We start from the raw sequence: 23,068 nt of genomic DNA, 5'->3' as shown, positions 1-23,068 counted from the left end.
AGGCTCAGGGGCTCACAGCCCTTAGTTTCTTGTTGCAGAAACAACCCTAGTCCGATGGAACCCAAACCATGGCCAACACCGCCACCCTGGCCTCCGAGCCATCCCGTCCCAACAAGTACTTTGCATTGATCGCACTCGCTGGCGTCTTTAGTGCCACTGTGACTCTTCTGCTCGGCGCCGATTCTGCAAAGGAGACTGTGCTCGCCTCAGTCGCCCTGGCATTCGCCGGCCTGTCCTGGATTTGCTACCTGAGGTACCCGATCACAGTCACTGAAACCCGCTATGTCGAGGTTCCTGCCGAACCGCAACTGCCAGACCCCACACCTGAATCACTTCCTCCTGAGCAGCCAGTACAGGCGTCCGAACCGGACCCGGAACTCATGGCACACCTTGATGACTTGCGAGCCAACGTCGACACGATCCTGGCCGAAATGACCGAGGCCGGCAAACTGGCAAAGGCATCCGGGGCGAAAGTGACCGAGAGCCACGCCTGCATCAGTGGCTCAGAAGCCGCCATCCGTGAATTGGCAAGCTACATGAAACGCATCGACACGGTGTTCAACGAACTGGGAAAACAGTCGGAAGAAATCGCCGACATCGTTGCCAAAATACAGGACATCGCCAAACAGACGAATCTGCTGGCGCTCAATGCCTCAATCGAGGCCGCTCGCGCCGGCGAACATGGTCGCGGGTTTGCGGTGGTTGCCGACGAAGTCCGCAACCTGTCTTTGCGGGCAAACCAATCCAGCGAGGACATTCGCGCCATAGCCGACAATCTGAATACCACAGCCACCGATGCCGGCGAGGGCATGGACCGGATTGCCAAGTCCTGCAACCACTGCCTGGAGCAATCCGGTGACGCGCTGCGCGCCATGGAGGCAATCCAAAGTGGCGCCGTGGCACGCATGCAGGTTGTACAGGGCATTACTGACCGACTTCAGATCCAGAAGGATCTGACCAGTCGGGTGTATGCGGACCTGTCGCGGTAACACCATCATCCTGACTTTCTTTGGTTCTGGTTCTCCCCGTGCAGGCGTGCATACAGGGGACACGGGTGTGCAGAAAATGGATATTTCTGCACCGCTTTGACGCCTCTAATGGCAGTACCGCACAACAACAATCTGAGGTGTCGAAATGAGCAGGATCAAAACGCTTGCCGGTGCAGTACTGGCAACTACCCTTACCGCCGGACTCTCTACCACAACTGTGGCGGCCGCCGGTGAAACGGTAAAAGTTGGTTTAATGTTGCCGTTCAGTGGCATTTACGCACAGCTGGGCGAAGCCGGCCGCGATGGCCTGAAGCTGGCACTTAAAGAACACGCTGAGCAGTTGCATGGCACCAAAATCGAATACATCGAACTGGACACCGAAGCCAAACCATCCCGGGCACCGGAGCTGGCGTCTTCCCTGTTAAACCAACACGAAGCTGACTTCGTGATCGGTCCGGTTCACTCCGGCGTTGCCATGGGCATGATCAAGATGCTGCGCGGTAAAGACACCATCATGATCATCCCCAACGCCGGCTCCGCCGCAGCAACCGGGCCACTTTGCTCGCCCAACGTATTCCGCACCTCATTCTCTTCCTGGCAGCCGTCTTACCCCATGGGAAAAGTGGCGCTGGAGAAGGGCTATAAGAAGGTCTATGCAATTAGCTGGAACTACGGCATGGGTCGCGAGAGCCTGGACGCTTTCGCTGAGTCATTCGAAGCCGGTGGCGGCGAAATCGTCGAAAAGGTTCTACTGCCCTTCCCCTCCACCAATTTTCAGTCCCATGTCAGTGATATCGCCGATGAAAACCCGGACGCGGTATTCACCTTCTTTGCCGGCGGCGGCGCCATCAAGTTTGTGAAAGATTATGACGCCATGGGCCTGCGCGGCAAGATCCCCCTGTTGGGTTCAGGCTTCCTCACCGAGGGCACACTGCAAGCACAGGGCGAAGCAGCTGAGGGCGTCATGACTGGCCTGCACTACGCGGAACAGCTGGATGTTCCCAAAAACCAGGCATTTCGTGAGGCCTTTAACACTGAATACGGCCACTACCCGGACATCTATGCCGTGCAGGGCTATGACGCTGGTCAAGCCATTGCCAACACCATCGGCGAGCTCAACGGTGACATTTCCGATAAAAAAGCCGTTATCAGCACCATGGAAAAGCTGACCATCGATAGTCCGCGCGGGGAGTTTACCTTCTCCCGGGCCCACAACCCGATTCAGAACATCTACCTGCGGGAAGTGAAAGATGGTGTGAACGTGGTGCAGAGTGTCGCCGCAGCAGCGTTGGAAGACCCGGCTCGTGGTTGCAAACTCTGAGCACCGGCTCCGAAAGCCTCCGGCAATAGCCGGGGGCCAACCCGAAGTTACCTACCCGTACCTGAACTGACTTATCCGTAAAACCGTTGGGTATCACTATGTCTACCGAACTTATCTTCGTGCAACTCGTTAATGGTATCCAGTACGGGTTGCTGCTGTTTCTGATCGCCTCCGGCCTGACCCTTGTGTTCGGCGTGATGGGCATTCTCAATCTGGCCCATGGTTCCATGTACATGGTCGGCGCGTACCTGGTGTGGTACTTCGTCTCTATTACCGGCAGCTTTACGCTATCGGCGCTACTGTCGGCGGTGATTGCGCTAGGCCTGGGCATTCTGATCGAGCGGGTGCTGATACAGCGATTGTACAATCGCAATCACCTGGATCAGGTGCTGCTGACCATCGGCATGATCTTCGTCTTCAATTCCCTGCAAAGCATTCTCTGGGGTAACGACCCTTACGGCGTTGCCGTTCCAGACACCCTTGGCGGTTCGGTCCCCTTCACCGACAACTCCAGCTACCCGATCTACCGCATTTTTGCGGCACTGATCTGCATCGCTATCGCCGCCGCGCTCTATTTCGTTGTCAGTAAAACCCGTCTGGGCATGCTGATCCGAGCCGGGGAGTCCAACCGGGAAATGGTCGAAGCCTTGGGCGTCAACATCAAGAGCCTCTACACCATCGTGTTTGCCATTGGCGTCATGCTGGCCGCGGTGTCCGGCATTATCGCCGCACCGATGCGTTCCATCGTGCCGGGTATGGGCGAAAGCGTGCTGATCACCTGCTTCGTGGTGGTCGTCATCGGCGGCATGGGTTCGATTAAAGGTGCCTTTGTGGGTGCTCTGCTCGTTGGCGTTATCAGTACCTTTGCAGCGGTGTTGATGCCCAGCATGTCCAACATGATTATTTACATCTTTATGATCCTGGTGCTGCTGGTGAAGCCCCAGGGCCTGTTCGCCAAGTAAGCGGGAGCCGAACATGATTTTCGAGAAACGCACCGAGCGTATTTTCCTCGCGATCTTCTTTCTAATCGCCCTCTGCATCCCCCTGTTCCTGGAGGACAACTCGTTCTTCGTCGGAAAGGCCACCACCATCCTGATTCTGGCGGTGTTCGTGATGTCCCTGGATTTCCTGGTAGGCCGTGTCGGCCTGGTGACCCTTGGGCACGCCCTCTTTTACGGACTGGGTGGGTATCTGTTTGTGATTCTCACTCCGGAGTACGAGGCAGTTAATTTCTGGGTTTATGCCGTCTACATCCTGGCAATCAGCGCCTTGATTGCCCTGGTTGTCGGCGTAGTCGTGCTGCGCACCTCCGGCATCTACTTCATCATGATTACCCTCGCGATATCGCAGATGGCCTACTACTTCTTCTTCGACTCCCTGGAGTTCGGGGGCAATGACGGCCTGTTCATCTTCATGAAGCCAGAGACCAGCATCTTTGGCCTGAACTTCCTGAACCTGGATAACCCAACGCACTTCTATTACCTGTCGCTACTGGCCGTACTGGTCACCCTCTTGGCAATCAAAATCACCCTGCGTTCGCGCTTTGGCCGCATTGTCGAAGCCAGCCGCCTGAACCCGGAGCGCACTGAAGCCCTGGGCTACAACATCTTCGCGTTCCGCCTGATCAGTTACATCATTGGCAGCACCCTGGCCGCCTACGCCGGCTTGCTGTTCGCCCTGCAGTACGGCTACGTAAACCCGCAATTCATGACCTGGGAAATGTCCGGCACGGCACTGGTGATGTCGATCCTCGGCGGTATGGGCACCATTTATGGCGCCATCCTTGGCACCATCACCTACGAGGGTCTGCAGTACTCCTTTGAGCATCTGAGCGAAGACTGGATGCTGCTCATGGGCGGCGCCATCATCCTGATGGTCCTGCTGCTGCGCAAAGGCCTGGCCGGTTACCTCGAAAAGCTGCTGGAGAAATGATCATGGCCAACGACATCATTCTGGAAACCGAATCCCTCAGCAAACACTGGGGCGGCATTAAGGCACTGAACGACATTTCACTGCAGTTCCGGGACCGGCAACTGCACGGTGTAGTCGGCCCCAATGGCGCCGGCAAGAGTACGCTGCTGAACATGCTGTGCGGAACCCTGAAGCCAACCAGTGGCTGCATCTTCCATAAAGGCGATCAGATTGAGGGCATGAAGCCCTGGAAGTTTGTGCGCCGGGGCATTGGCCGCAGTTTTCAGAAAACCAATATCTACGCCGATGTTACCTGCCTGGAAAACTGCGCCGTCGCGGCCCAGCGCCGCTTCACCGGAAGCTTTAATCTGTTTGCGTCACGCCATTCCAACACGTTGGTACGGGACGCTGCCGAAAAAGCACTGCGCCAGGTTGGTCTCGACAGTCGCATCAACACGGTCGCCGCGGAGATTTCCTACGGGGAGCAGCGACAGCTGGAGCTGGCCATGGTGCTGGCGACCGACCCCTGCATCCTGCTCCTTGACGAGCCCATGGCAGGCATGGGCCACGAAGAATCCCAACGCATCATCGAGCTACTGAACGAACTCAAGCAGAGCTACAGCATTGTCCTGGTAGAGCACGACATGGATGCCATTTTTGAACTCTCGGACCAGCTGACCGTGCTTGACAATGGCACCCACCTGATCACCGGTACCGTGGACGAAGTGCGCAATGAACCTCAGGTTAAAGAGGCCTACCTTGGGAAAGAAGATGAGGAGGAAGCCGCATGAGCAACTGCCTTCTGGAAGTAAAGAATCTGAACACCCTTTATGGCCGAAGCCACATTCTGCATGACCTGTCCTTCAAGTTGGAGCAGGGACAGTCCATGAGCCTGATGGGGCGTAATGGCATGGGCAAGACCACCACGCTTAAGTCCCTTCTGGGTATCGTCGCGCCGCGCAGTGGTCACGTTTATTTCGACGGCCAGGACATCAGCAACCTGCCAACCTGGAAACGGATACGGCGCGATATTGCCTATGTACCGGAAGGCCGGGGCATGTTCCACAACCTCACCGTCCGCGAGCACCTGCAGATGGCTGCACGTCCGGACAGCAGCGGCAGGATCGGCTGGGATTTTGACCGGGTCATGGCCACTTTCCCCCGTCTTCAGGAACGGTTGTCGAACCTCGGCACGGAGTTGTCCGGCGGTGAGCAGCAGATGCTCGCAATCGGCCGGGCTCTGGTCACCAATCCTCGGCTGATGATCCTTGATGAGGCCACCGAAGGCCTGGCGCCGTTGATCCGACAGGATATCTGGAACGTCATTGCCACCATCCGCGAATCCGGCATCTCGACACTGGTTGTGGACAAAAACATCAAGGCCCTGAAGAAGCTCTGCGACCGCCACGTGGTGCTGGTAAAGGGCAAGGTCCACTTTGACGGCAGCTGCGAGGAGCTGGATGCCAACGTCGAGAAGGTCGAAACCGCGCTAAGCGTTTAAATGTACAGAATATGGATAGCGATGTTCATTCTCGGGATATTTGACCTGCACTGAATAACCGATAGTTCAATTGCCCAACAACAAGGAGAAGGCAAATGAACTATCAAAAATCACTCATGGCGCTGGCGGTAGCCTCTACCCTTAGCGCCACTCCCGCCCTCGCCCTCGACCTCGGCACCTACAAAGGCACCAGCATCAGCATCGGTGGCTATCTGAAGGCCGAAGGCATCTATGAAGACCCCGAACAAGGCGAATCCCGGTTCTTTGGACGCGCCAACCAGAGCCGCATCAATCTTAAGACCGTCACCCAGAAACAGGGCCACACCATTGTGGGGTTTGTGGAGGGCGATTTTTACGGTGGACTCTTTCCCGGTGAGAACAATGACCTGCGACTCCGTCACGCGTTCATCAAGGTGGACAACGCCACGGTAGGTCAGACCTGGACCGGCCAATTCTGGGCTGTCGCCTACAACGATTATCTGGACTTCCTGGGCGGCCCCCGCGGCACCCTGGGCGGCCTCAACTTCCGGACAACCCTGGCGAGTTATCAGTTCAACAATTTCCGGGTAACCGCCCAGGATCCCGTCAATAACGACGCAGATACGCCAGATCTGGCGGTTAACTACAACCTGAACTTCGACGGCGGCCACCGACTGATCCTCACCGCCAGCGGCCGCGAAGTGGCCAACGGCGATTTCGTAGCCGGCGGCGCCGTTGGTTCAGAAATCAAACTCGGGCGCCACAGCCTCACGCTCAACGCCCATCACGGTGAGGGCCTGGGTGCCTTTACCGGCGTCGGCGTAGGGGGCTCCCTGGCAAGTGATGTCGAGAATGGCGATGCCGTCAGCCAGACAGGTTTCAATGCCGGTTTCCGTTTCGTCATGAACGATCAATGGCGCGCCAACGTTGCCTACACCACCGTAGAGGTTGATGATCAGGCAGACACCCGTTACGAAGCACCGCGCGTGAACGTAGTCCACAATGTCATTCCGGAACTGGAAGTCGGGGTGGAATGGCGCAAATATAACCTCGCGTTTGGCCCGCTGATCCCGGAGGGACAGCAGATTGAGGTAATGGCAAAATACTCGTTCTGAACTGAGCACTCAGAATTGCTACCCTTACCGCAAAAGGGCACAGGTGCCGACCGTCTTCCCGGCGCCTGTACTCCATACGTTCCAGGAACGATCCATCACTTCATAGCGACGGCCTACATGACTGACGAAAGCCCCAAGCGGCAAGGAATTGGTTCTCTCGAAATCGGCCTGCACATCCTGAATTACATCGCCAACGCAGCACGACCACCGTCTCTTAAAGAACTGTCCAGGGCGCTGGACCTCTCACCCAGCCGGGCCCACAAATACCTGGTCAGCCTGTTGCGGGAGGGGTACATCAATCAGGTCAATCAGGCCCAGTACACCCTCGGCAATTCCAGTCTGACACTGGGTATCTCCGCCCTGCGCCGGATCAATCCGATCCAGCTTTCCTACGAGGCGGTAGACCAACTCAACGAAGACACCGACAAAACGGTCTCGGTAACGGTCTGGAACGGGTCCGGTCCGCTGGTGATCAAATGGCTGGACTCAAGCATGCCAATTTCGGTCAACGTGCGCCTGGGCGCGGAGCTGTCGCCACTCAATTCGGCGTCGGGTCGCATTTTCCTGGCTGCCCTGCCGCTTGAGCGTCGACGCCAAATTATTGATCAATTTTACAAACAGTCCAGCAACTTGCCGAAACACCGCGGTAAAGACATTCCCCGGGAGCAGCTGGGAGTCCATCTGGAAGCAATCAAACAAAAGAATTACTGCGCGTTTTTCAGCGACTACCTGCCTGAAATCAATGTCCTGAGCATGCCGGTGTATGACCTTAACGGGTCCATTGTCACGGTCATTACGCTGCTGGGCCTTGCCCGGGATACCGACATCAACGAAGGATCACCGTTGTTCGAGCAGGTCAGGCAGTGTGCGGACAAGGTCACCCGGCAAATCTGCGGGCAGCAAAGAGTGACAGAGCAGGAATAAGGCCGGGATTAACCGACCATACGCAGGGTTTCCGAGGGCAGTTCACCAAACATCTTGCGATAGTCCGACGAGAAGCGACCAAGGTGGCTGAACCCGTAATCCAGGGCAACCTCGGTGACATTACGGCATCGACCGGTCAGCAAATCCGCTCGTAACTGCTGCAACTTTCGTTGTTTCACATAGCACTTAGGGGTGGTCGAAAAGCTTTTCGAAAACGCGTTGTAGATGGACCTGACGCTCATGTTAGAGACCGCGGACAGCTCATCCACATCAATGGCCTGCTTCAGATTCTGATCAATATAATGAATCATCCGGGCAACGGCAGGCGAGAAAACGGGTTGGTCATCGTCCACCGTCCAGGTACTGCGAAACACCGTCAATAACTTCTTCAGGATGATTTCACGATAGGGTGCGGACACCAATCGGATGTCGTCATCACCCCCTTCCTCAAGCTCCAAGAAGACCGCATTCAGTATGCTTGGCAAAGACGGGCAAAGTTTCAGGTTTACCGGACTGCGCTCAAAACGAAGCGGTTGTTCGGGGGCGCCGGTACGACCGAGGGGCCTGGCAGAACAGAGTACGTCTTCCGGAACTTTGATGATCACCTTTTCGCAGTCCGGGGAGTATTCCAGATCGATCTTCTCATAGGGATTCACCATCATAGCCTCACCAGCCTGAAGGCGCAGGCGGTCAGGCCCTTGATGCCAAATGCACTCACCCCGGGTAACGATCTGGAAGTGGTAAATCGATTCCAGTTCCGGACTCTTGACCCGCACTTCATTACCGTAGCTGATTCGGGAGAGCCCAAACCCCGCGAACTCCCGGAAACTGAGACTGGAGGCGGCCTGGCTCTCACTCTTGAGCTCCAGGCGATGCTGCCCGATGTGGTCATTGACGAAACCCGACACCTCTTCTGGAAAGGCGGCACTAAAAACGGTGTTACCGGCAAGTGTATTTCCAAACATAGCGCAACTCTGTTTACTTATTATTAATGCGTTCACTTTATATAAACTAAATCGATCAATCAACAATCAATTTTCTGCCCGCAGTTCTCATTTCCCCACCCGCCATTCCCACCACCCTGTGCTATGTTTTCCTGATACTTCCTCCGAACACTGGCGGTGTTTATGAGCAATCCCAAACACACCCTTTTCTGGATGACATTGTTCCTGGCGGTGGTCTTGATCGTCGGCGTGCTCATTCACAAACCCCTGATGACCGCGTTCATGGCGAACTGGGTTTTCAATCTGCTGATCGTGGGCGTTCTGATTGTAGGCATCGGGCTGACCTACCGGCAGGTGTTCGTGCTGTTCCCGGAAATGCGCTGGATATCCCAGTTCCGCACCGGCCACTCGGGGCTGTCGGTGCTGCAGGAGCCCCGGTTGCTGAAACCCCTGGCCCGGCAACTGGGCGAGGAATCCAAGCGGGACCGCTTCAAGCTCTCCACTCTGTCCCTGCGCACGGTGCTTGACGGCATTCACTCGCGCATGGACGAACAGCGGGAAATTACCCGTTATTTCATCAGCCTGCTGGTTTTTCTGGGGCTCCTCGGCACCTTCTGGGGGCTTCTGGGCACCATCAATGCGGTGGGTGAGGTCATCACCAACCTGGACATGGGCCAGGGCGATTTCGGCAAGGTCTTTGCCGATCTCCAGGCCGGCCTGCTCACCCCGTTGCAGGGCATGGGCACCGCTTTCAGCTCCTCCCTGCTGGGGCTTGGCGGCTCGCTGATCCTGGGGTTTCTGGACATCCAGGCCGGCCATGCCCAAAACCGGTTTTATGACGGCCTAGAGGAATGGCTTACCGGTGTCACCAATCTGGTGGACATCGTGGATGAAGACAGCCTGCAGTCATGATCGGCTCCAAGCGCCGCAGCCGCAGTGCCACCAACGTCTGGCCGGGGTACGTGGATGCCCTGTCGGCCCTGCTGATGCTGGTGATCTTCATGCTGCTAGTCTATGTCGTTAGCCAGTTGTACCTGTCCCAGACTCTGTCCGATCGCAACACGGAACTGGCCCGCCTGAACCAGCGTTTGAATGAAATCTCCCAGTTGCTGGGGCTGGAGCAGAGCAAGACCGAGGCTCTGGAACAGCAGATGGCCGCTGTTCAGGACGATTACAGCGATTCCCTGGCTCACAATGAGGACCTGCAGGCACGCCTGGACGCCTCGCGGAACCAGTTGATGCAGCAATCCGCAGACGCCGAGGCCCGGGCTGCGCGCCTGGCCAGTATGAACGAGGAACTGGAAGAGCAGGATCAGCTATCCGCCAGCCAGCAGGCGATGATTCTGCGGCTGTCGAATCAGATTGCCTCCCTGCAGGCCCAGTTACGGCAAATCACTGCGGCCTTGAAGCTACAGAAGGAGGAAACCGCAGAGAAGGAGGATGAGTTGGAAGATGTCAGCCGCCGGCTGAATACCCTGTTGGCGGAACGGGTAAATCAACTGGAACAGTATCAGTCTGAATTTTTCGCCCGGTTGCGGAACATCCTGGCCACCAATGAAAACATCCGGGTGGTCGGTGACCGCTTCCTGCTGCCGTCGGAGTTGCTGTTTGCCTCCGGTTCGGCGCAATTGGGCGAAGAGGGAAAACGGGAGCTGGATAAGCTGGCTGAAGTGCTGCTCGATGTGGTCGCCGCCATTCCCGGCGACATTGACTGGATCCTGCGGATTGACGGCCATACCGACCTGATTCCCATCAATACCCCGCAGTTCCCCTCCAACTGGGAGCTGTCGACTGCTCGGGCAGTGGCGGTGGTGCGTTACCTGGCTGCTCAGGGGGTGCCGGAGAGACGCATGGTCGCCGCCGGCTTTGGCGAGTTCTTCCCGGTGGCCAGCGGCACCACGCCAGACGCGCTGCAAAAGAACCGGCGCATCGAGCTCAAGCTGACCGATCGCTAGCAGTGATCAGGGCGGGTGCTACTCCGCCCTGATCGACTCTGCTTAGAAGTGAATGACGGTACGAATGCTCTTGCCTTCGTGCATCAGGTCAAACGCCTTATTGATGTCTTCCAGCGGCATCTCGTGGGTGATGAACACATCCAGCGGGATCTCGCCCTTCTCGGCCTTTTCCACATAGCCCGGCAGTTCGGTCCGGCCCTTCACGCCGCCAAAGGCGGAGCCTTTCCAGACCCGTCCGGTCACCAGCTGGAACGGGCGGGTGCTGATTTCCTCGCCGGCACCGGCCACGCCAATGATGATGGATTCACCCCAGCCCTTGTGACAGCACTCCAGGGCCGAGCGCATCAGCTGCACATTGCCCACACACTCGAACGAGTAATCCACACCACCGTCGGTCATCTCAACGATCACTTCCTGGATCGGTTTGTCGTAGTCCTTGGGATTGACCACGTCGGTGGCGCCCAGCTGTTTGGCGATGTCGAACTTGCCCGGGTTGATGTCGATGGCAATAATCCGGCCGGCTTTGGCCATGGTGGCGCCGATAATGGCCGCCAGGCCGATGCCACCCAGACCAAAGATGGCGACGGTGGCGCCCTCTTCCACCTTGGCGGTGTTCAGCACGGCGCCAATGCCGGTGGTCACACCACAGCCCAGCAAGCACATCTTGTCGAGTGGCGCTTCCTTGGGAATCTTGGCCAGTGATACTTCCGGCAGCACGGTGTACTCAGAGAAGGTGGAGCAACCCATGTAGTGGTACAGCGGCTCACCGTTGTAGGAGAACCGGGACGTGCCATCGGGCATCACTCCCTTGCCCTGGGTGGCGCGAACCGCACCGCAAAGGTTGGTCTTGCCGGAGGTGCAGAACTTGCACTCGCCGCACTCGGCGGTATACAGCGGAATCACGTGATCACCCACTTCCAGGTCTTTTACGCCGGGGCCAACCGCTTCCACGATACCACCGCCTTCATGGCCAAGGATGGTCGGGAACAGGCCCTCGGGGTCTGCACCTGAGAGAGTGTAGGCATCAGTGTGGCAGACGCCGGTGGCGACAATGCGAACCAGCACTTCGCCCTGCTGGGGCGGGGCAACATCGACTTCGACGATCTCGAGCGGCTTGTTGGCCTCGAACGCCACGGCGGCGCGGGATTTAATCACGGGCAATCTCCTCTGAAACGGTGGTAGGGAATATCTCGGATGTGCCTGGTTTGACTCACTCTAGACGACCGGTCTAATCTATCATCCATGCAATCGAACGACACTCGCAATCACATCATTCAGACCGGCGCCGAGCTGATCGGCCAGAAAGGCTTCAGTGCCACCGGCCTTAACGCCATCCTGACGGCAGCTGGCGTGCCCAAGGGCTCGTTCTACCATTACTTTAGCAGCAAGAACGATTTCGGCCTGGCCGTCATTGATAACTTTGCACAGGAATACGACACAACGCTGGATCGGATTCTCAGCGATTCCAGCCGTTCCTGTGTTGATCGGCTGCGGGCCTACTTTGACACCGGCTTTGAGTCCATGGCCAACTGCCAGTACACCAGCGGCTGCCTGATCGGCAACCTGGGCCAGGAACTGGCCGGTCAGAATGAAACTTTCCGCCTGCGGCTGAATCGGGTGTTCTCAGGCTGGGAACAGCGTTTCGAGCGCTGCATTGCCGAGGGACAGGCCGCCGGCGCCATTGATTCCTCCATCAATGCCTCGGATGCGGCCAGCCTGCTGCTCTCCGGATGGGAAGGTGCAATCCTCCGATCCAAGGTGGTCAAATCCACGGAGCCGCTGGAGCGGTTCGTGCGCGTGTTCTTCAAACAGTGCCTGGGAATTGCCTAATCTGACCAGGCAATAATCTCTTGCCGGCTTAAGGGCGTACATCTCAGCACCTGAAGATTGGCCGGAAGACTGGCCAAAGACTAGAAAGGAGCGCACCGACTTGCACACCCTCTACTGGTTCACCCGGGACCTGCGCCTGCATGATAACGCTGCCCTGCTGGCGGCGTCGAAATCCGATGTCCTGCTCTGCGTTTACGTGGTGGATCCGCGCTGGTTTGCCCCTGGCCCCCTGCAATCCCGCGCAATGGGTACCCACCGCTGGCGTTTCCTCTGGCAAAGCCTGATGGGCCTTGAGCGCAGCTTGCGGGCGCTGGGACAACGGCTGCACATCGCCTACGGCGAGCCGGAAACGGTCCTGCCCAAACTGGCCCACGAACACCGCGTTGCCCGGATCATCCGATCGCGCCAGCCCGGCATCCAGGAAGCCGGGCAATGGCAGCGTCTCAAGGAGCAGTTGCCAAACACCCTGTTCCAGCAATTCGAGACCCTGAGCTTATTTACCGAAGGCTCGCTGCCAAGGGCGTTGAGCGAGCTGCCGGACACTTTTTCGCAGTTTCGCAAACAGGTGGAAAAAACCAGAGAGCGCTGTTCCGAGCGGCTCCGTATTCGCACCCTGACCTCGCTACCACCACCGCCAGGGTTCCCGGAGGACAATCGCGGGGACTGCCCGGCTATTGCCGATCCACAGCATCCGCTGCCATTCCGGGGTGGCGAAGAGATGGGGCTGGCACAGCTGAAGCAATTCCTGTTCGTCGACCACGGCATCGCCCAGTACAAAGAGACCCGGAACGAACTCGACACGTGGGATGCGTCGTCGAAATTCTCGCCCTGGCTAGCCAATGGCTGCCTATCGGCGCGGGAAGTGGCAGACAGCATCACCGAGTACGAGCGCACCGAGACCCGCAACGAATCAACCTACTGGCTCTGGTTCGAACTGCTGTGGCGGGAGTATTACTACTGGTACGCCCTGAAACACGGCGCCAATCTGTTCCGGCGGGACGGGGTGCAGCGCAAGAAACGGCAGGCGACCTTCTACGGCCACCGGTTCATGGCCTGGTGCCAGGGCAATACTGAGTACCCACTGGTCAACGCCGCCATGAATCAACTCCGCGAAACCGGTTACATGAGCAACCGTGCACGGCAACTGGTAGCCAGCTGTTTCGTCAACGAGCTAGAACTGGACTGGCGCTACGGTGCGGCATGGTTCGAGCAGCAGCTGATCGACTATGATGTCGCCAGCAACTACGGCAACTGGCAATACCTGGCTGGTGTGGGCGCCGATCCCCGCGGGTTACGGCAGTTCGATCTGGACAAGCAGATGCGCCAGTTTGACCCGGTTGGTGAGTTCATTAAGCGTTGGCACGGTAACTCGAAGCAACCGGTGGGGCTGCATACGATCGATGCCGCAGATTGGCCATTGTAACCTGCGCACAGGGTTCAAAAATCTGATTTCACGCAGTTTCTGCCAGCGGCCTTGGCGCTGTACAAGGCTGCGTCAGCGCGCTGGATGATATCGTGAGGCGTGTCACCCTGGTTAAAGGCGGCAATGCCTATGCTGACCGTTATACGCTCGGGAATTGAAAAACGGTGGCTTTCAATGATGCCCCTCAGACGCTCAGCAACAGGTATAGCTAACTCCAGTGAAGTTTCAGGCAGAATGATCAAAAATTCTTCACCGCCCCACCGACCCGCGATTTCAGACTCACGGAGGCCCTTATTGACCAGGTAGGCCACACCGGACAACACTTCATCGCCTTCATTGTGACCAAAACGATCATTAATCGACTTGAAGTGGTCCAGATCAAAAATGATCAGTGAAAAAGTGCTGCCGTACCGAGTGCAGCGCGCCACCTCCTGATCCATGAAGCTTTCAATCTTGTGTCGATTGTAGAGCCCGGTCAGTTGGTCATGCACCGCCTGGTAGGTCAGCGAATTCAGTAGCTGGGCGCGGCTGAGTGCACTGCCAAACAGATTCGCCATCAGCTCCGCGGTCTGCGATCGCTGAGGAGTCCAGGGATTTACGGAGGCGGTCATCTGAACCCCGAGAATGCCAGACACTCTGTCACCCCTATGCACCATGGCCAGCAAAACAGATTGCCCGCGTTCCAATGCCAGTAGCTCGCCCAGGAACTCCAATTGCGGCAAAATCTCGCTTTCAGGCGAAAAAATCACGGTGGGCCTGTGCTCAAATATCTTATTCAGGCTAGTGGTAATCTCAGGATACTTTTTGACCGAGTCCTGGCGCAGGGAACCAACCCCCTCATCGGCCCACTCATGACTGAGCCACATCTGCCGGCTAACGTCGTCGAGCTGACACAGGAACACTCTGTCGGCTCGGAAGAATTCGCCCAGGGTCCGACAGGTTCTGTTAAGGCCTTCATCGGTCTGTTCCGGGCCCAGCGTTAGCAACTCAGTACTGACGCGACGAACCATTTGTTCCGAGAGCACCATGTGTTCCAGCTGCACTTTCGCCTGGTGTCGCTCAATGGCCAGACTGGCAATCGCGATGGGATCAGTCAGGGCATCGATATCATCATCTCCCGGCGCCCAGGGCTCGCCATGATAAACATCAAAGGTACCAAGTATCTCGCCTGTGCTGCCGATAACAGGTTCGGACCAACAGGCCCGAAAACCCGCCTTCTCTGCATCGTCTCGATAACCCTCCCACCGGTCATCGTTATGCACATCCGTCGAGACTACTCGCCCGCGAATGTACACAGCCGTGCCACTGCTGGCAGCACCGAAGGCGACAGGCAATCCATCCAAACTCTCCCGCAAAACCTCAGGTAACGATTGCCCACCAACCCAGCGCAACCTGCCCCCTTCCACATCTCGCACCATCAGTCCACAACGAGCACCGGCCATACTGACCTCCGCCATTGCCGTAAGATGATCAAGAGTGACATCCAGCCCTTTATTGTTAGCCATGGATTTCATAGCCAAATGGCGATAATAATCGACTTTTTCGGAGAATTTTCGGTTAGTGATGTCCACGCCAGTGAACATCAGGGCCTGCCCGCACTGGTAGGAAATAACAGACAATGAACTGTCGAGCCAGACAGGAGTGCGGCCTTCGGGTTCAAAATACCACTCGAATTTCTTCAGGCCCGAGCGCCCCGTCTTGTCGATGAAGTCTTCAAAATCCGACAGGCTGTATGGCGCCGCTGGCCAGGCGTCCGGCCTGTGCATCACCTCCGTAGTAAGCTTCTCTACGGTTTTCGCGCCGAATGCTGTCATGGCGGTCTGGTTAGCATACAGGACAGACTTGTTGGAACGGTCTAGCAACATGACCACAACGTTGGCCTGATCAAACAACGTGCGGAGGTCCCGGTCAGTATTGTGCAACGAGCGGTTTGCAGAACCCATCTCAAGACTCAGCCCCTGTACCCGTCGGTTCAGGCGCCAGTATCTCAGGTACAGATAGACGAGCATGAAGGCTAATAGCGCCGAAACAACAGACAACCAAGCAAGAAGGCCTGATTCAGAGCCCGGCCACCACTGAGCCATCCATGTGAATACATTTAGTACATCCGGGTTCATATGTGAGCGGCCCTAGTCGCTTACTTCTAAGTTTGTATGCTACTGGTTAATAATCTCCACGTTCTCGACAAGCTGGGTTCCACTCTGCCTTGCCGCATCGACACTAACCTGTACGCCGCCAAAGCTGATTCCGAGAGATTCCGCTGTCGGTTTTACTAACACGTTCAGCATGTTGTAACCCACAGCCTCGACAGTGGGGGACAACCCTTCCTCAACCAGCGTTCGAAGCGCATCTTCCAGCACAGTCTCGTCTGGCTCGTCTACAGCCTCATCATCGATCAGCGTTATGTTGATATCATGGACGACCGGTTCCAGCCTGGCATCTACCGCCTCCTCAGCATCTTCGGCATTGCTGAAGTCAGTAACGCGGCAACTGTCACCACTACAATTGAGTTTATAATCGTCGAACACACGCCGTTCTCCCGGCACTGTGATACTTCCCAAAACGGTATACTCAATGTCCACATCAGCGAGGGGCTGCTCAAGACCAAGGATAGACGTTGTCAGTGTCAGGGATTTGATCTGGCGCTCCAGTTGGAATTCGCCCGCTCCATCAAGGATACCGGTGCCCAGTACCGCGGGAGCCCGGCGTATGTCCGCCACCAGCGTTACGCTGTTCCCCACCCCTCGCGCGCACTTGGCGGCCACCAATTCGCCGGAACCACCGCCCAGGGCAATAGCGAGGCTCAAAGGTGTCTCAAGAAAGGTATAACGAACACCCGGCAACAACACGCCCTCCTCTTTGCCCCCGGTTTGCTGATACAACGCTTTCATTTCCAAACCAATATCAGCAGCGTGAAACCGGGTTTCCCAAACACCATTGCCGTCCTGCCGGGCTCGACCTATGGCTATCGTGGGCGGTTGGTTTATCACGATGCTCAACTCTACTTCGCGTTCATTAATCTCATCAATAAAGGGAAGCCCCAAGTCCTCAAACGGCGCATTGACACTAATCGGCTCACCGCTAAGTGTCTGCTGATCCCTCGCAGCACTGATGGCCAGACCCACTAAGAGATCGTATGCCCGAATGGAGGTATTTTCCGGCACACTGACGTTTCCCGAGGTGTGTATCAGGTCACCGATAACAACAGTCTCTACACCTGCAGCAGACAATAGATCATTCGCCAATTCACCTACCGGCGATGAGTGGCCGGCTACATCCCGAACGGCTAACGCCAGATGATCGCCATTCAGCGGCAATAAATCCTCTAGGCTATCAACGTCGGCGGCGCGCAGGAGTTCCCCCACTGTCAGCAGCGAATTTTCAAGGCTATCCAGGTCGCCAATGTCTAAGGTGTAGTTGTTTTCGCCCAGCAGGGCGCCGATAAGATAACCTAGCAAACCGTCATCGATGCTGGCGGTCGAGCCTGCAGCACTTAATGTTCCCACGACCTGCTTGCGCATCGCCGCGTTCACCTCTAGGTCAATGCTGCCAAAGAGGTCGGGCAGAATTCTCGAGATGGGTTCACTGCGGCGAATAACGGCCAACGCTGAATCACTCCGATCGATGCCCGTTGGCCGAAAAATGAGCGTGCCATCGTTTTTGAGCTCCAGCTTACCGGGCTCAATGGTCAACGATCCCGCTTCGCTTTCGAATCCCTGGACCCGCGCTCCCGCCAGGGCCCGATCCAGCATTCGCTGAGGGCTGACATTGTCACCCCCGCAGGTCTTACTTTCACTGGAGGCCGCACCGGCAGCGGCATTAGCTTGGCTTTGCAGTTCCGATTTGAGCATGAAAAGACGTGCGCCATCCAATGCCAACACCATTAACAGAACGATTGCCGAGATAACCAATGGCGTCAGAAAAATCAGCGCGCCTCTCTGGCACCGCAAATGCTCAATCGTCCCCATGGGCGAACTCCGCTATCCTATCGGGTATCGGTCGCCGGAAAGTATCAGCAATGCGTTCCTGACTATCCACATAGGCCTGGACCGATAACTCACTTTTTTCTGGTGCACCGGACTTTGCCTGCCGGTTCAGAATGGCACGCGCTTCCGGCACTGGCTCAATCGCGACAATTGAGTTGGACACTCCATACTCGAACCGTTCCTGACTAAACGCGGACAGCGGCCACAGAATCAGACACAGCATGACAACTGATTTCATTTCTTACTCCTGATGCTGTTCGCAAGTTTTTCGGCATGGGCAAGTTCGTTCATGGACAGGTCGTATTGATCCCGGAGCATGGCAAGGCCCGCCCTATCTCCGGTAATGATATAGCTGGCCGCCAGATTCTGGCGCACTGCACCTTCGCCGCCGGCCAGTTCAAGTGCAGTCCGTAACTCGAACACCGCATCGTAGTATTCACCGCTTAACAGCAAGGCGTAGCCATAGTCGTTGCGTACATCGGCCGATGATGGCTCCATTTCGCGGGCCCTTCTGAGCTGATTGACCCCCTCTCCCAACCTGCTCCGCTTCAGATATACCAGGCCTAATCCATGGTAAGCCATTGCCGAATCACAACTGGCCGACAGCGCATGGAAAATGTCTTCGGCACCGGCAATCTGGTTGGTTGAAGCCAGCAACTGCCCCCGCCGTAACCAGTGCTGTTCAGTTGCAAGCTCTTCACTCTCGAGCCTGGCCAAGGCCGCGTAAGGCTGAGACCTGGACATCAGGGAATCCACTGCATCCAAGTGCAACTGATGTTCCGGCTGCAAGGTCGTTTTACAGCTCACCTTAGGCAATGTGTCTGCAATCTGACGGCCACCTGTATCTAAAGTTGAGCAGCCAGTGAGGGTCAGTGAAATGGCCAGAAGGCCGATTCCCCAGTGACTAGTCCGTTTGCATGCTGCCATAATGTCTCCAGGCGGGGGTTTTATTCATGCGTCATAAATAGCGGATAAGCGCCCTAGCGACTTATCGTTTCGACAATAGCCATCACCGCTGGCCCACCGATCAACAGGAACAGTCCAGGCAACAGAAATACCATCATCACGATGGTCATTTTGGCGCCAATCCTGTTGGTCTCCTCGTTTATCCGGCTACGAGCGGTTTGTTGCGCTTCCCTTATAATCTGATCCAGGCTGGTCGTGACTCCGGCGCCTAAAGTGCCGCTTTGTTTCATCAAGCTTACGTAACTCCGCAACACCACAATTCGTCGGTTTCGGCCTAAATCGTCCAACGCAGCCGAGCGATCGGCACCGCTTTCCATTACACGGTTGAATCGATCCAGCCGGCCCGCCAAGTGGGGCATGATTGGTCGCGCCTGAGCAGCAATGAGCCGCAGTGCCCTTTCGATCGACAAACCTGCCTCCATCAACATCCGTGTCATATGACACAACTCAATCGCTTCGAGGTTCTGTGTTTTCTCGGCGTTGGCTCCCATCGTTCGGATCACCCTGCGGGGCAAGACAAACGCAACCCCTGCGATGATCATCCCCGTGCCTGGACCAGCAATCATAAAGCCCGGAACAATCACCACAAGCGGCAGTAGCCAGCACAAACACATATAGGTTGCCTGGCTCTGCTGCCGATTTCGCCCAGTCGTCTCCAGCGCAGCCTCCATATCCTCGTAGTCACCTTGTATGGCTGACAAGCTGGTAAAGCTCTCGCCCAAATCTGCCAGAATGCCGGAGATATCCTCTTTACCCGCCACATCCAAATTGCTTCCCCGGTTCACAAGGCGTTCATGAACCCTTGCCTTCAGTGCCCAGCGCGGGGCCAGATAGCCGGCCATCCAGACCGCCAGCAGGGCGGCTGCAGCCGATAGGAAAAACCAGAGATCAGCCACGGCCCACTCCCTGAATCATGCGCCAGATCACAAACATGCCTATCAGCTGAAGCAGGCCGGCCGTTAACAGCAGTGAATGCCCGGTGGAGGTATTAAGTAGCACGTTGGAATACTCTTCGTTGACCAACACCATAAACGTGGCCAATGCCGGGGGCAGAATGGCAAAAGTAAGAGCGGTAAAACGGGTTTCTGCACTGGCCGCCAGGAACTCACGCCGGATTGCCTGTTGCAGCCTCAATGAGGCAGACACCTGTTCCAGCACAGGGCGGACCGAGGAGCCAAATCGGGAGGTCGTGCGCAGGGCGATCGCCACCAGCACCAAGGAAGGAACCTTATAAAGCTCTGAAAAATCCTCGAACAGACGGGTATATTCACGGCCGCTTTCAACGGCATTACGAAGTCTGAACACCAAAGGACTGAACACTGGCGACGACTCGTCAAATGAGACCACCAGAGAGTGCTCCAACGACCTGCCGGCGTCCATGTTCCGTAACACCCCGTCCACAACACCCGGAAGCTCTTCATGAATAATCTGGCGTTGCTTCTGAAAGCGAACACGCCACCAGACCCCGATCGCAATCACAACGAAAAACAGAACAACCATTAAAACAGCCGTGCCCCGTGAGACCGCAATAGCGAATAACGCGAGCAGCAAGGTCGACGAAATCATCACCAGGCGCCGCCTACTCCAATCGATGCCCGCCCGCACCATCAGCTTCTCCAGTGGGCCAAGGTCAACCCTGGCACCACCGAGACCCGAGCCTTCCGTAGCAGGCGTCAGCCGGGTTCTGATAGCCTGCTGGATCTGCCGGTTACGACGCAGACGCACCCAAGCCCACTGTATGATGACAAGCAAGGTAGCCAGTACGCCCAACAATAGAGCGCTGGTTAACCACGCCTGGCCGCTCACCCAGGCACCTCCCCGGTCAGTTTCGATATCCCGTCAACAGTCTCCTGCTCGGCGCAATAGAGGGTTTCCATTTTGTACGGATCATCCGGTACGGCTTTCATTGCGACCACTTCACTGATAAATCGTCGACCACTGGGTAACCTGGACAGTTGCACGATGACATCCAGTGATGAACCGATCAGGCGGCCGATGGCTCGCTCACCCGCGTCATACCCATTCACCGCCAACAGAGTTTCTATGCGAACAAGCGCATCTCTGGCCGTGTTGGAGTGAATCGTACTCATTGAACCTTCATGCCCCGTGTTCATCGCCTGCAACAACTCGATGATTTCACCTGACCGCACCTCGCCAAGAATGATCCTGTCAGGACGCATTCGCAGCGCATTGATAACCAGGTCCCTCGCAGAGACCTTCCCGGTGCCTTCCGTGTTCTCGGGTCGCGTTTCAAGCCGAACAATATGAGGATGATTCAGCTGCAACTCAGCGGAGTCCTCTATTGTCACCACCCGCTCATCTCGGGGAATGTACTGGCTCAAAAGATTCAGGATGGTTGTCTTGCCGGTACCAGTACCGCCGCTGATCAGGATATTACGGCGGGTTTCCACCAGGGACATCAGCGTATCAAGACACTCTGAGGTCATGGATCCCGCGTTTACCAGATCCTGTGCTGTCAGATGCTTCTGAGTAAATTTCCGGATGCTTATGGAGGGCCCATCCAGGGCAATCGGAGGAATAATGGCATTAACTCTTGAGCCGTCCGGGAGTCGAGCATCCACCATAGGGCTGGACTCATCCAGGCGACGCCCCAAAGGAGCAAGGATGCGGCGAATGACCCGGGTAACATGGTCGTCATCTATAAAACGTGTTTGGGCACGCTGCAGTACGCCTGAAATCTCGACAAACACATCCTGGGGACCATTAACCAGTATATCGTTAACAGTCTCGTCCGATAGCAGCGGCTCCAGCGGGCCAAAGCCGGCCACCTCGTCGAAAGTTTCCCTGATCAGTAGGGTCAGATCCTGCGCAGACAACGGCATACGATGTTGGGAAACGAAACTTTGCACATTGTTCTGCACAAACCCATAAAGGGTTCCACGCTCGATCCTAGCGACTTCGAGACTTTCTTCATCCAAACGTTCCACCAGATAATAGTGAACACGCTTTTTCAGCTCCTGATATTCCTGGTCGATTCGGGTAGCCACTCAATCGTCTCCTCAGCCGGCCCGCCAGAGTTTTTTCCGTGCTACGACACCGTAACCGTCCTTGCTTTCGCTAATCGCGTATCGTTTCAGGAGGGTCTCAAACCGGCTCTGATAATGGCTTCTCTGGGGCAGTTTGTGCAAAGGCAAGCCAGCATTGATTGACAGCAGGCGGCTGGTCCAATCCAGGGGCAAGTTGCCGATGTAATCAATACCAACCGCTCGTTCAAGTTCACCTAAGGAAGGTGAACCTTTCTTGTCATAGCAGTCCACGACCATGGATTTCCGACAGTCAGCTGTCATGTGACCACGCCAACTATCCAGTTGTCGACGCGCTTCGTGAGCCTGCTCGACGATGGGCTGGACAACCATCAGCAGCTCCTTAGCGTGCAACCCAACTGCACCTATCCAGAAATCCGCAACTACAGGATCAACATTGATGATGATGTTGTCGAACATACTCATTAACTGGCTGACAGCAATGAACAAATCCGCGTTGCGATCTTCACCGAGGGCTTCCGGCGACAGTTTGCCTGACAGCAAACGCAGATTGGGAGCGTACTCCTCCAATGCTGTCTCGATCATTGCCTGGTCAAGAGATTCTGGGTGCTGTAACAGGCTTTCCAGCGTGACCCTATTTTTGCTATCGAGATAAAAGGTGTGTCGATCCGTCGCCGTAGTATCAAGTGCAAGGATCCGGGCGTCCGGAAACAGCTTATTGTTGGTAAATGCCAGGTTCTGTGCGAAAAAACGCGCATCAACAACCGGGCTGGAACCGGTCACCAGAGTTATCTTCTTTCGTCCACTGGCAGGCTGAGAGCCTGAAGCCACCTGGACAGGTGTAACCTGCAGGAAATGCTGGACCCGGGTGCGTATTTCCTCACCATCGCTGATGACGACAAAGCAATCCCGGGCACCGGCACGCATGCTGCGCAACAGAAAGTCCTGGTTCACCCGGCGGGTCAGCGACACTACCGCAAGACCTTCACGCTCCGTGGTGAGCGCGCTGATAATCCTTAGAGCCTTACTCGCGTTGTTCTCATCCGCCGCCACCATAATGAAGCGGCTCCCGGTAGCCTCCACCAAACGGCTGACACGGGAAAGGTCCGACGAAGCTACAAACTCCACCGGCCACATGCCGTCGAGCGTTCGCTCCAGCCAAGTCCGGATGCCAATGTCATCCGCCACACAAACCAGGATCTCGTCTCTGCTCATGGGG

General features: G+C 56.4%; 22 protein-coding genes. 12 read left to right on the top strand and 10 right to left on the bottom strand.

From position 1 onward, the window contains the following. Nucleotides 1–68 precede the first annotated feature (68 nt). The 8 genes from FCS96_RS20305 (at nt 69) to FCS96_RS08995 (ending at nt 7,740) form a co-directional block, all read left to right on the top strand. On the top strand, nt 69–989 hold the full coding sequence (locus FCS96_RS20305; protein WP_138440025.1) for a methyl-accepting chemotaxis protein: 921 nt from the start codon (nt 69–71) through the stop codon (nt 987–989). A gap of 145 nt (nt 990–1,134) precedes the next feature. Beyond that, nucleotides 1,135–2,310, top strand: a complete 1,176-nt coding sequence (locus FCS96_RS09025) for an ABC transporter substrate-binding protein (RefSeq protein ID WP_138440024.1) — start codon at nt 1,135–1,137, stop codon at nt 2,308–2,310. Nucleotides 2,311–2,408: 98 nt separating this feature from the next. After that, nucleotides 2,409–3,272 carry a branched-chain amino acid ABC transporter permease gene (locus tag FCS96_RS09020; protein WP_138440023.1) on the top strand — a complete coding sequence of 288 codons (864 nt, stop codon included), beginning with the start codon at nt 2,409–2,411 and terminating at the stop codon, nt 3,270–3,272. A 13-nt stretch (nt 3,273–3,285) separates the two neighbouring features. Then, nucleotides 3,286–4,242: a branched-chain amino acid ABC transporter permease gene (locus FCS96_RS09015; RefSeq protein WP_138440022.1), complete on the top strand. Its 957-nt coding sequence runs from the start codon at nt 3,286–3,288 to the stop codon at nt 4,240–4,242. Between the two features lie 2 nt (nt 4,243–4,244). Next, entirely contained in the window at nt 4,245–5,012 is a 768-nt protein-coding gene (locus FCS96_RS09010; protein WP_138440021.1) for an ABC transporter ATP-binding protein, read from the top strand. Beyond that, nucleotides 5,009–5,722, top strand: coding sequence for an ABC transporter ATP-binding protein (locus tag FCS96_RS09005; RefSeq protein ID WP_138440020.1), 714 nt, complete (start codon nt 5,009–5,011; stop codon nt 5,720–5,722). Before FCS96_RS09010 ends, FCS96_RS09005 begins: the two co-directional genes overlap by 4 nt. Before the next feature lie 95 nt (nt 5,723–5,817). Then, the gene (locus FCS96_RS09000) at nt 5,818–6,816 is read left to right on the top strand and encodes a porin (RefSeq protein WP_138440019.1); all 999 of its coding nucleotides are present in this window, start codon (nt 5,818–5,820) and stop codon (nt 6,814–6,816) included. A gap of 117 nt (nt 6,817–6,933) precedes the next feature. Further along, entirely contained in the window at nt 6,934–7,740 is an 807-nt protein-coding gene (locus tag FCS96_RS08995; protein ID WP_138440018.1) for an IclR family transcriptional regulator, read from the top strand. A gap of 8 nt (nt 7,741–7,748) precedes the next feature. Here FCS96_RS08995 and FCS96_RS08990 read toward each other — a convergent pair whose 3' ends face one another. Continuing rightward, nucleotides 7,749–8,705, bottom strand: coding sequence for an AraC family transcriptional regulator (locus tag FCS96_RS08990; protein WP_138440017.1), 957 nt, complete (start codon nt 8,703–8,705; stop codon nt 7,749–7,751). Nucleotides 8,706–8,867: 162 nt separating this feature from the next. Here FCS96_RS08990 and FCS96_RS08985 point away from each other — a divergent pair, with 162 nt between their 5' ends. Both FCS96_RS08985 and FCS96_RS08980 read left to right on the top strand, forming a co-directional pair. Then, nucleotides 8,868–9,596 (top strand): MotA/TolQ/ExbB proton channel family protein, encoded by a 729-nt coding sequence (locus FCS96_RS08985; protein ID WP_041340689.1) that lies wholly within the window; start codon nt 8,868–8,870, stop codon nt 9,594–9,596. Beyond that, complete coding sequence (locus tag FCS96_RS08980) at nt 9,593–10,639, top strand: peptidoglycan -binding protein (RefSeq protein WP_138440016.1); 1,047 nt, start codon at nt 9,593–9,595, stop codon at nt 10,637–10,639. Before FCS96_RS08985 ends, FCS96_RS08980 begins: the two co-directional genes overlap by 4 nt. A gap of 42 nt (nt 10,640–10,681) precedes the next feature. Here the strand turns inward: FCS96_RS08980 and FCS96_RS08975 are convergent, their stop codons facing one another. Continuing rightward, the gene (locus tag FCS96_RS08975) at nt 10,682–11,794 is read right to left on the bottom strand and encodes an S-(hydroxymethyl)glutathione dehydrogenase/class III alcohol dehydrogenase (RefSeq protein ID WP_138440015.1); all 1,113 of its coding nucleotides are present in this window, start codon (nt 11,792–11,794) and stop codon (nt 10,682–10,684) included. Between the two features lie 87 nt (nt 11,795–11,881). Between FCS96_RS08975 and FCS96_RS08970 the strand changes: the two genes are divergently transcribed. Together FCS96_RS08970 and FCS96_RS08965 are read left to right on the top strand one after the other, a co-directional pair. Then, nucleotides 11,882–12,469: a TetR/AcrR family transcriptional regulator gene (locus tag FCS96_RS08970; protein WP_138440014.1), complete on the top strand. Its 588-nt coding sequence runs from the start codon at nt 11,882–11,884 to the stop codon at nt 12,467–12,469. A gap of 100 nt (nt 12,470–12,569) precedes the next feature. Further along, nucleotides 12,570–13,892: a DASH family cryptochrome gene (locus FCS96_RS08965; protein ID WP_138440013.1), complete on the top strand. Its 1,323-nt coding sequence runs from the start codon at nt 12,570–12,572 to the stop codon at nt 13,890–13,892. A gap of 14 nt (nt 13,893–13,906) precedes the next feature. On the opposite strand, the gene FCS96_RS08960 is transcribed toward FCS96_RS08965, so the two are convergent. The 8 genes from FCS96_RS08960 to FCS96_RS08925 all read right to left on the bottom strand — a co-directional run bounded on the left by FCS96_RS08960 (nt 13,907) and on the right by FCS96_RS08925 (nt 23,064). After that, complete coding sequence (locus FCS96_RS08960; RefSeq protein WP_171040711.1) at nt 13,907–15,901, bottom strand: diguanylate cyclase; 1,995 nt, start codon at nt 15,899–15,901, stop codon at nt 13,907–13,909. Between the two features lie 147 nt (nt 15,902–16,048). Next, nucleotides 16,049–17,860, bottom strand: coding sequence for a hypothetical protein (locus FCS96_RS08955; RefSeq protein ID WP_138440011.1), 1,812 nt, complete (start codon nt 17,858–17,860; stop codon nt 16,049–16,051). After that, nucleotides 17,847–18,116, bottom strand: a complete 270-nt coding sequence (locus FCS96_RS08950) for a hypothetical protein (protein WP_138440010.1) — start codon at nt 18,114–18,116, stop codon at nt 17,847–17,849. Before FCS96_RS08950 ends, FCS96_RS08955 begins: the two co-directional genes overlap by 14 nt. Then, the gene (locus tag FCS96_RS08945) at nt 18,113–18,622 is read right to left on the bottom strand and encodes a tetratricopeptide repeat protein (protein WP_138440009.1); all 510 of its coding nucleotides are present in this window, start codon (nt 18,620–18,622) and stop codon (nt 18,113–18,115) included. Before FCS96_RS08945 ends, FCS96_RS08950 begins: the two co-directional genes overlap by 4 nt. Nucleotides 18,623–18,858: 236 nt before the next feature. After that, nucleotides 18,859–19,740, bottom strand: a complete 882-nt coding sequence (locus tag FCS96_RS08940; RefSeq protein ID WP_138440008.1) for a type II secretion system F family protein — start codon at nt 19,738–19,740, stop codon at nt 18,859–18,861. Beyond that, nucleotides 19,733–20,650: a type II secretion system F family protein gene (locus FCS96_RS08935; protein WP_138440007.1), complete on the bottom strand. Its 918-nt coding sequence runs from the start codon at nt 20,648–20,650 to the stop codon at nt 19,733–19,735. The genes FCS96_RS08940 and FCS96_RS08935 overlap by 8 nt, the downstream gene beginning before the upstream one ends. Further along, a complete protein-coding gene (locus FCS96_RS08930) occupies nt 20,647–21,852 on the bottom strand; it encodes a CpaF family protein (RefSeq protein ID WP_138440006.1) in 1,206 nt (401 codons plus the stop codon). Before FCS96_RS08930 ends, FCS96_RS08935 begins: the two co-directional genes overlap by 4 nt. Nucleotides 21,853–21,864: 12 nt before the next feature. Further along, nucleotides 21,865–23,064: an AAA family ATPase gene (locus tag FCS96_RS08925; protein ID WP_138440005.1), complete on the bottom strand. Its 1,200-nt coding sequence runs from the start codon at nt 23,062–23,064 to the stop codon at nt 21,865–21,867. Between the last annotated feature and the right edge of the window lie 4 nt (nt 23,065–23,068).

The sequence above is a fragment of the Marinobacter alexandrii genome, assembly GCF_005871205.1.
In the GTDB taxonomy this organism is placed as follows: domain Bacteria; phylum Pseudomonadota; class Gammaproteobacteria; order Pseudomonadales; family Oleiphilaceae; genus Marinobacter; species Marinobacter alexandrii.
Note: the sequence above shows the minus strand (reverse complement) of the source record. Positions and strands in the feature narration are given on the sequence as shown.

What these genes read in the sequence shown, in the direction of transcription:
- FCS96_RS20305 (WP_138440025.1), top strand. Translation starts at nt 69, where the DNA reads ATGGCCAACACCGCCACCCTGGCCTCCGAGCCATCCCGTCCCAACAAG.
- FCS96_RS09025 (WP_138440024.1), top strand. Translation starts at nt 1,135, where the DNA reads ATGAGCAGGATCAAAACGCTTGCCGGTGCAGTACTGGCAACTACCCTT.
- FCS96_RS09020 (WP_138440023.1), top strand. Translation starts at nt 2,409, where the DNA reads ATGTCTACCGAACTTATCTTCGTGCAACTCGTTAATGGTATCCAGTAC.
- FCS96_RS09015 (WP_138440022.1), top strand. Translation starts at nt 3,286, where the DNA reads ATGATTTTCGAGAAACGCACCGAGCGTATTTTCCTCGCGATCTTCTTT.
- FCS96_RS09010 (WP_138440021.1), top strand. Translation starts at nt 4,245, where the DNA reads ATGGCCAACGACATCATTCTGGAAACCGAATCCCTCAGCAAACACTGG.
- FCS96_RS09005 (WP_138440020.1), top strand. Translation starts at nt 5,009, where the DNA reads ATGAGCAACTGCCTTCTGGAAGTAAAGAATCTGAACACCCTTTATGGC.
- FCS96_RS09000 (WP_138440019.1), top strand. Translation starts at nt 5,818, where the DNA reads ATGAACTATCAAAAATCACTCATGGCGCTGGCGGTAGCCTCTACCCTT.
- FCS96_RS08995 (WP_138440018.1), top strand. Translation starts at nt 6,934, where the DNA reads ATGACTGACGAAAGCCCCAAGCGGCAAGGAATTGGTTCTCTCGAAATC.
- FCS96_RS08990 (WP_138440017.1), bottom strand. Translation starts at nt 8,705, where the DNA reads ATGTTTGGAAATACACTTGCCGGTAACACCGTTTTTAGTGCCGCCTTT.
- FCS96_RS08985 (WP_041340689.1), top strand. Translation starts at nt 8,868, where the DNA reads ATGAGCAATCCCAAACACACCCTTTTCTGGATGACATTGTTCCTGGCG.
- FCS96_RS08980 (WP_138440016.1), top strand. Translation starts at nt 9,593, where the DNA reads ATGATCGGCTCCAAGCGCCGCAGCCGCAGTGCCACCAACGTCTGGCCG.
- FCS96_RS08970 (WP_138440014.1), top strand. Translation starts at nt 11,882, where the DNA reads ATGCAATCGAACGACACTCGCAATCACATCATTCAGACCGGCGCCGAG.
- FCS96_RS08960 (WP_171040711.1), bottom strand. Translation starts at nt 15,901, where the DNA reads ATGCTCGTCTATCTGTACCTGAGATACTGGCGCCTGAACCGACGGGTA.
- FCS96_RS08955 (WP_138440011.1), bottom strand. Translation starts at nt 17,860, where the DNA reads ATGGGGACGATTGAGCATTTGCGGTGCCAGAGAGGCGCGCTGATTTTT.
- FCS96_RS08950 (WP_138440010.1), bottom strand. Translation starts at nt 18,116, where the DNA reads ATGAAATCAGTTGTCATGCTGTGTCTGATTCTGTGGCCGCTGTCCGCG.
- FCS96_RS08945 (WP_138440009.1), bottom strand. Translation starts at nt 18,622, where the DNA reads ATGTCCAGGTCTCAGCCTTACGCGGCCTTGGCCAGGCTCGAGAGTGAA.
- FCS96_RS08925 (WP_138440005.1), bottom strand. Translation starts at nt 23,064, where the DNA reads ATGAGCAGAGACGAGATCCTGGTTTGTGTGGCGGATGACATTGGCATC.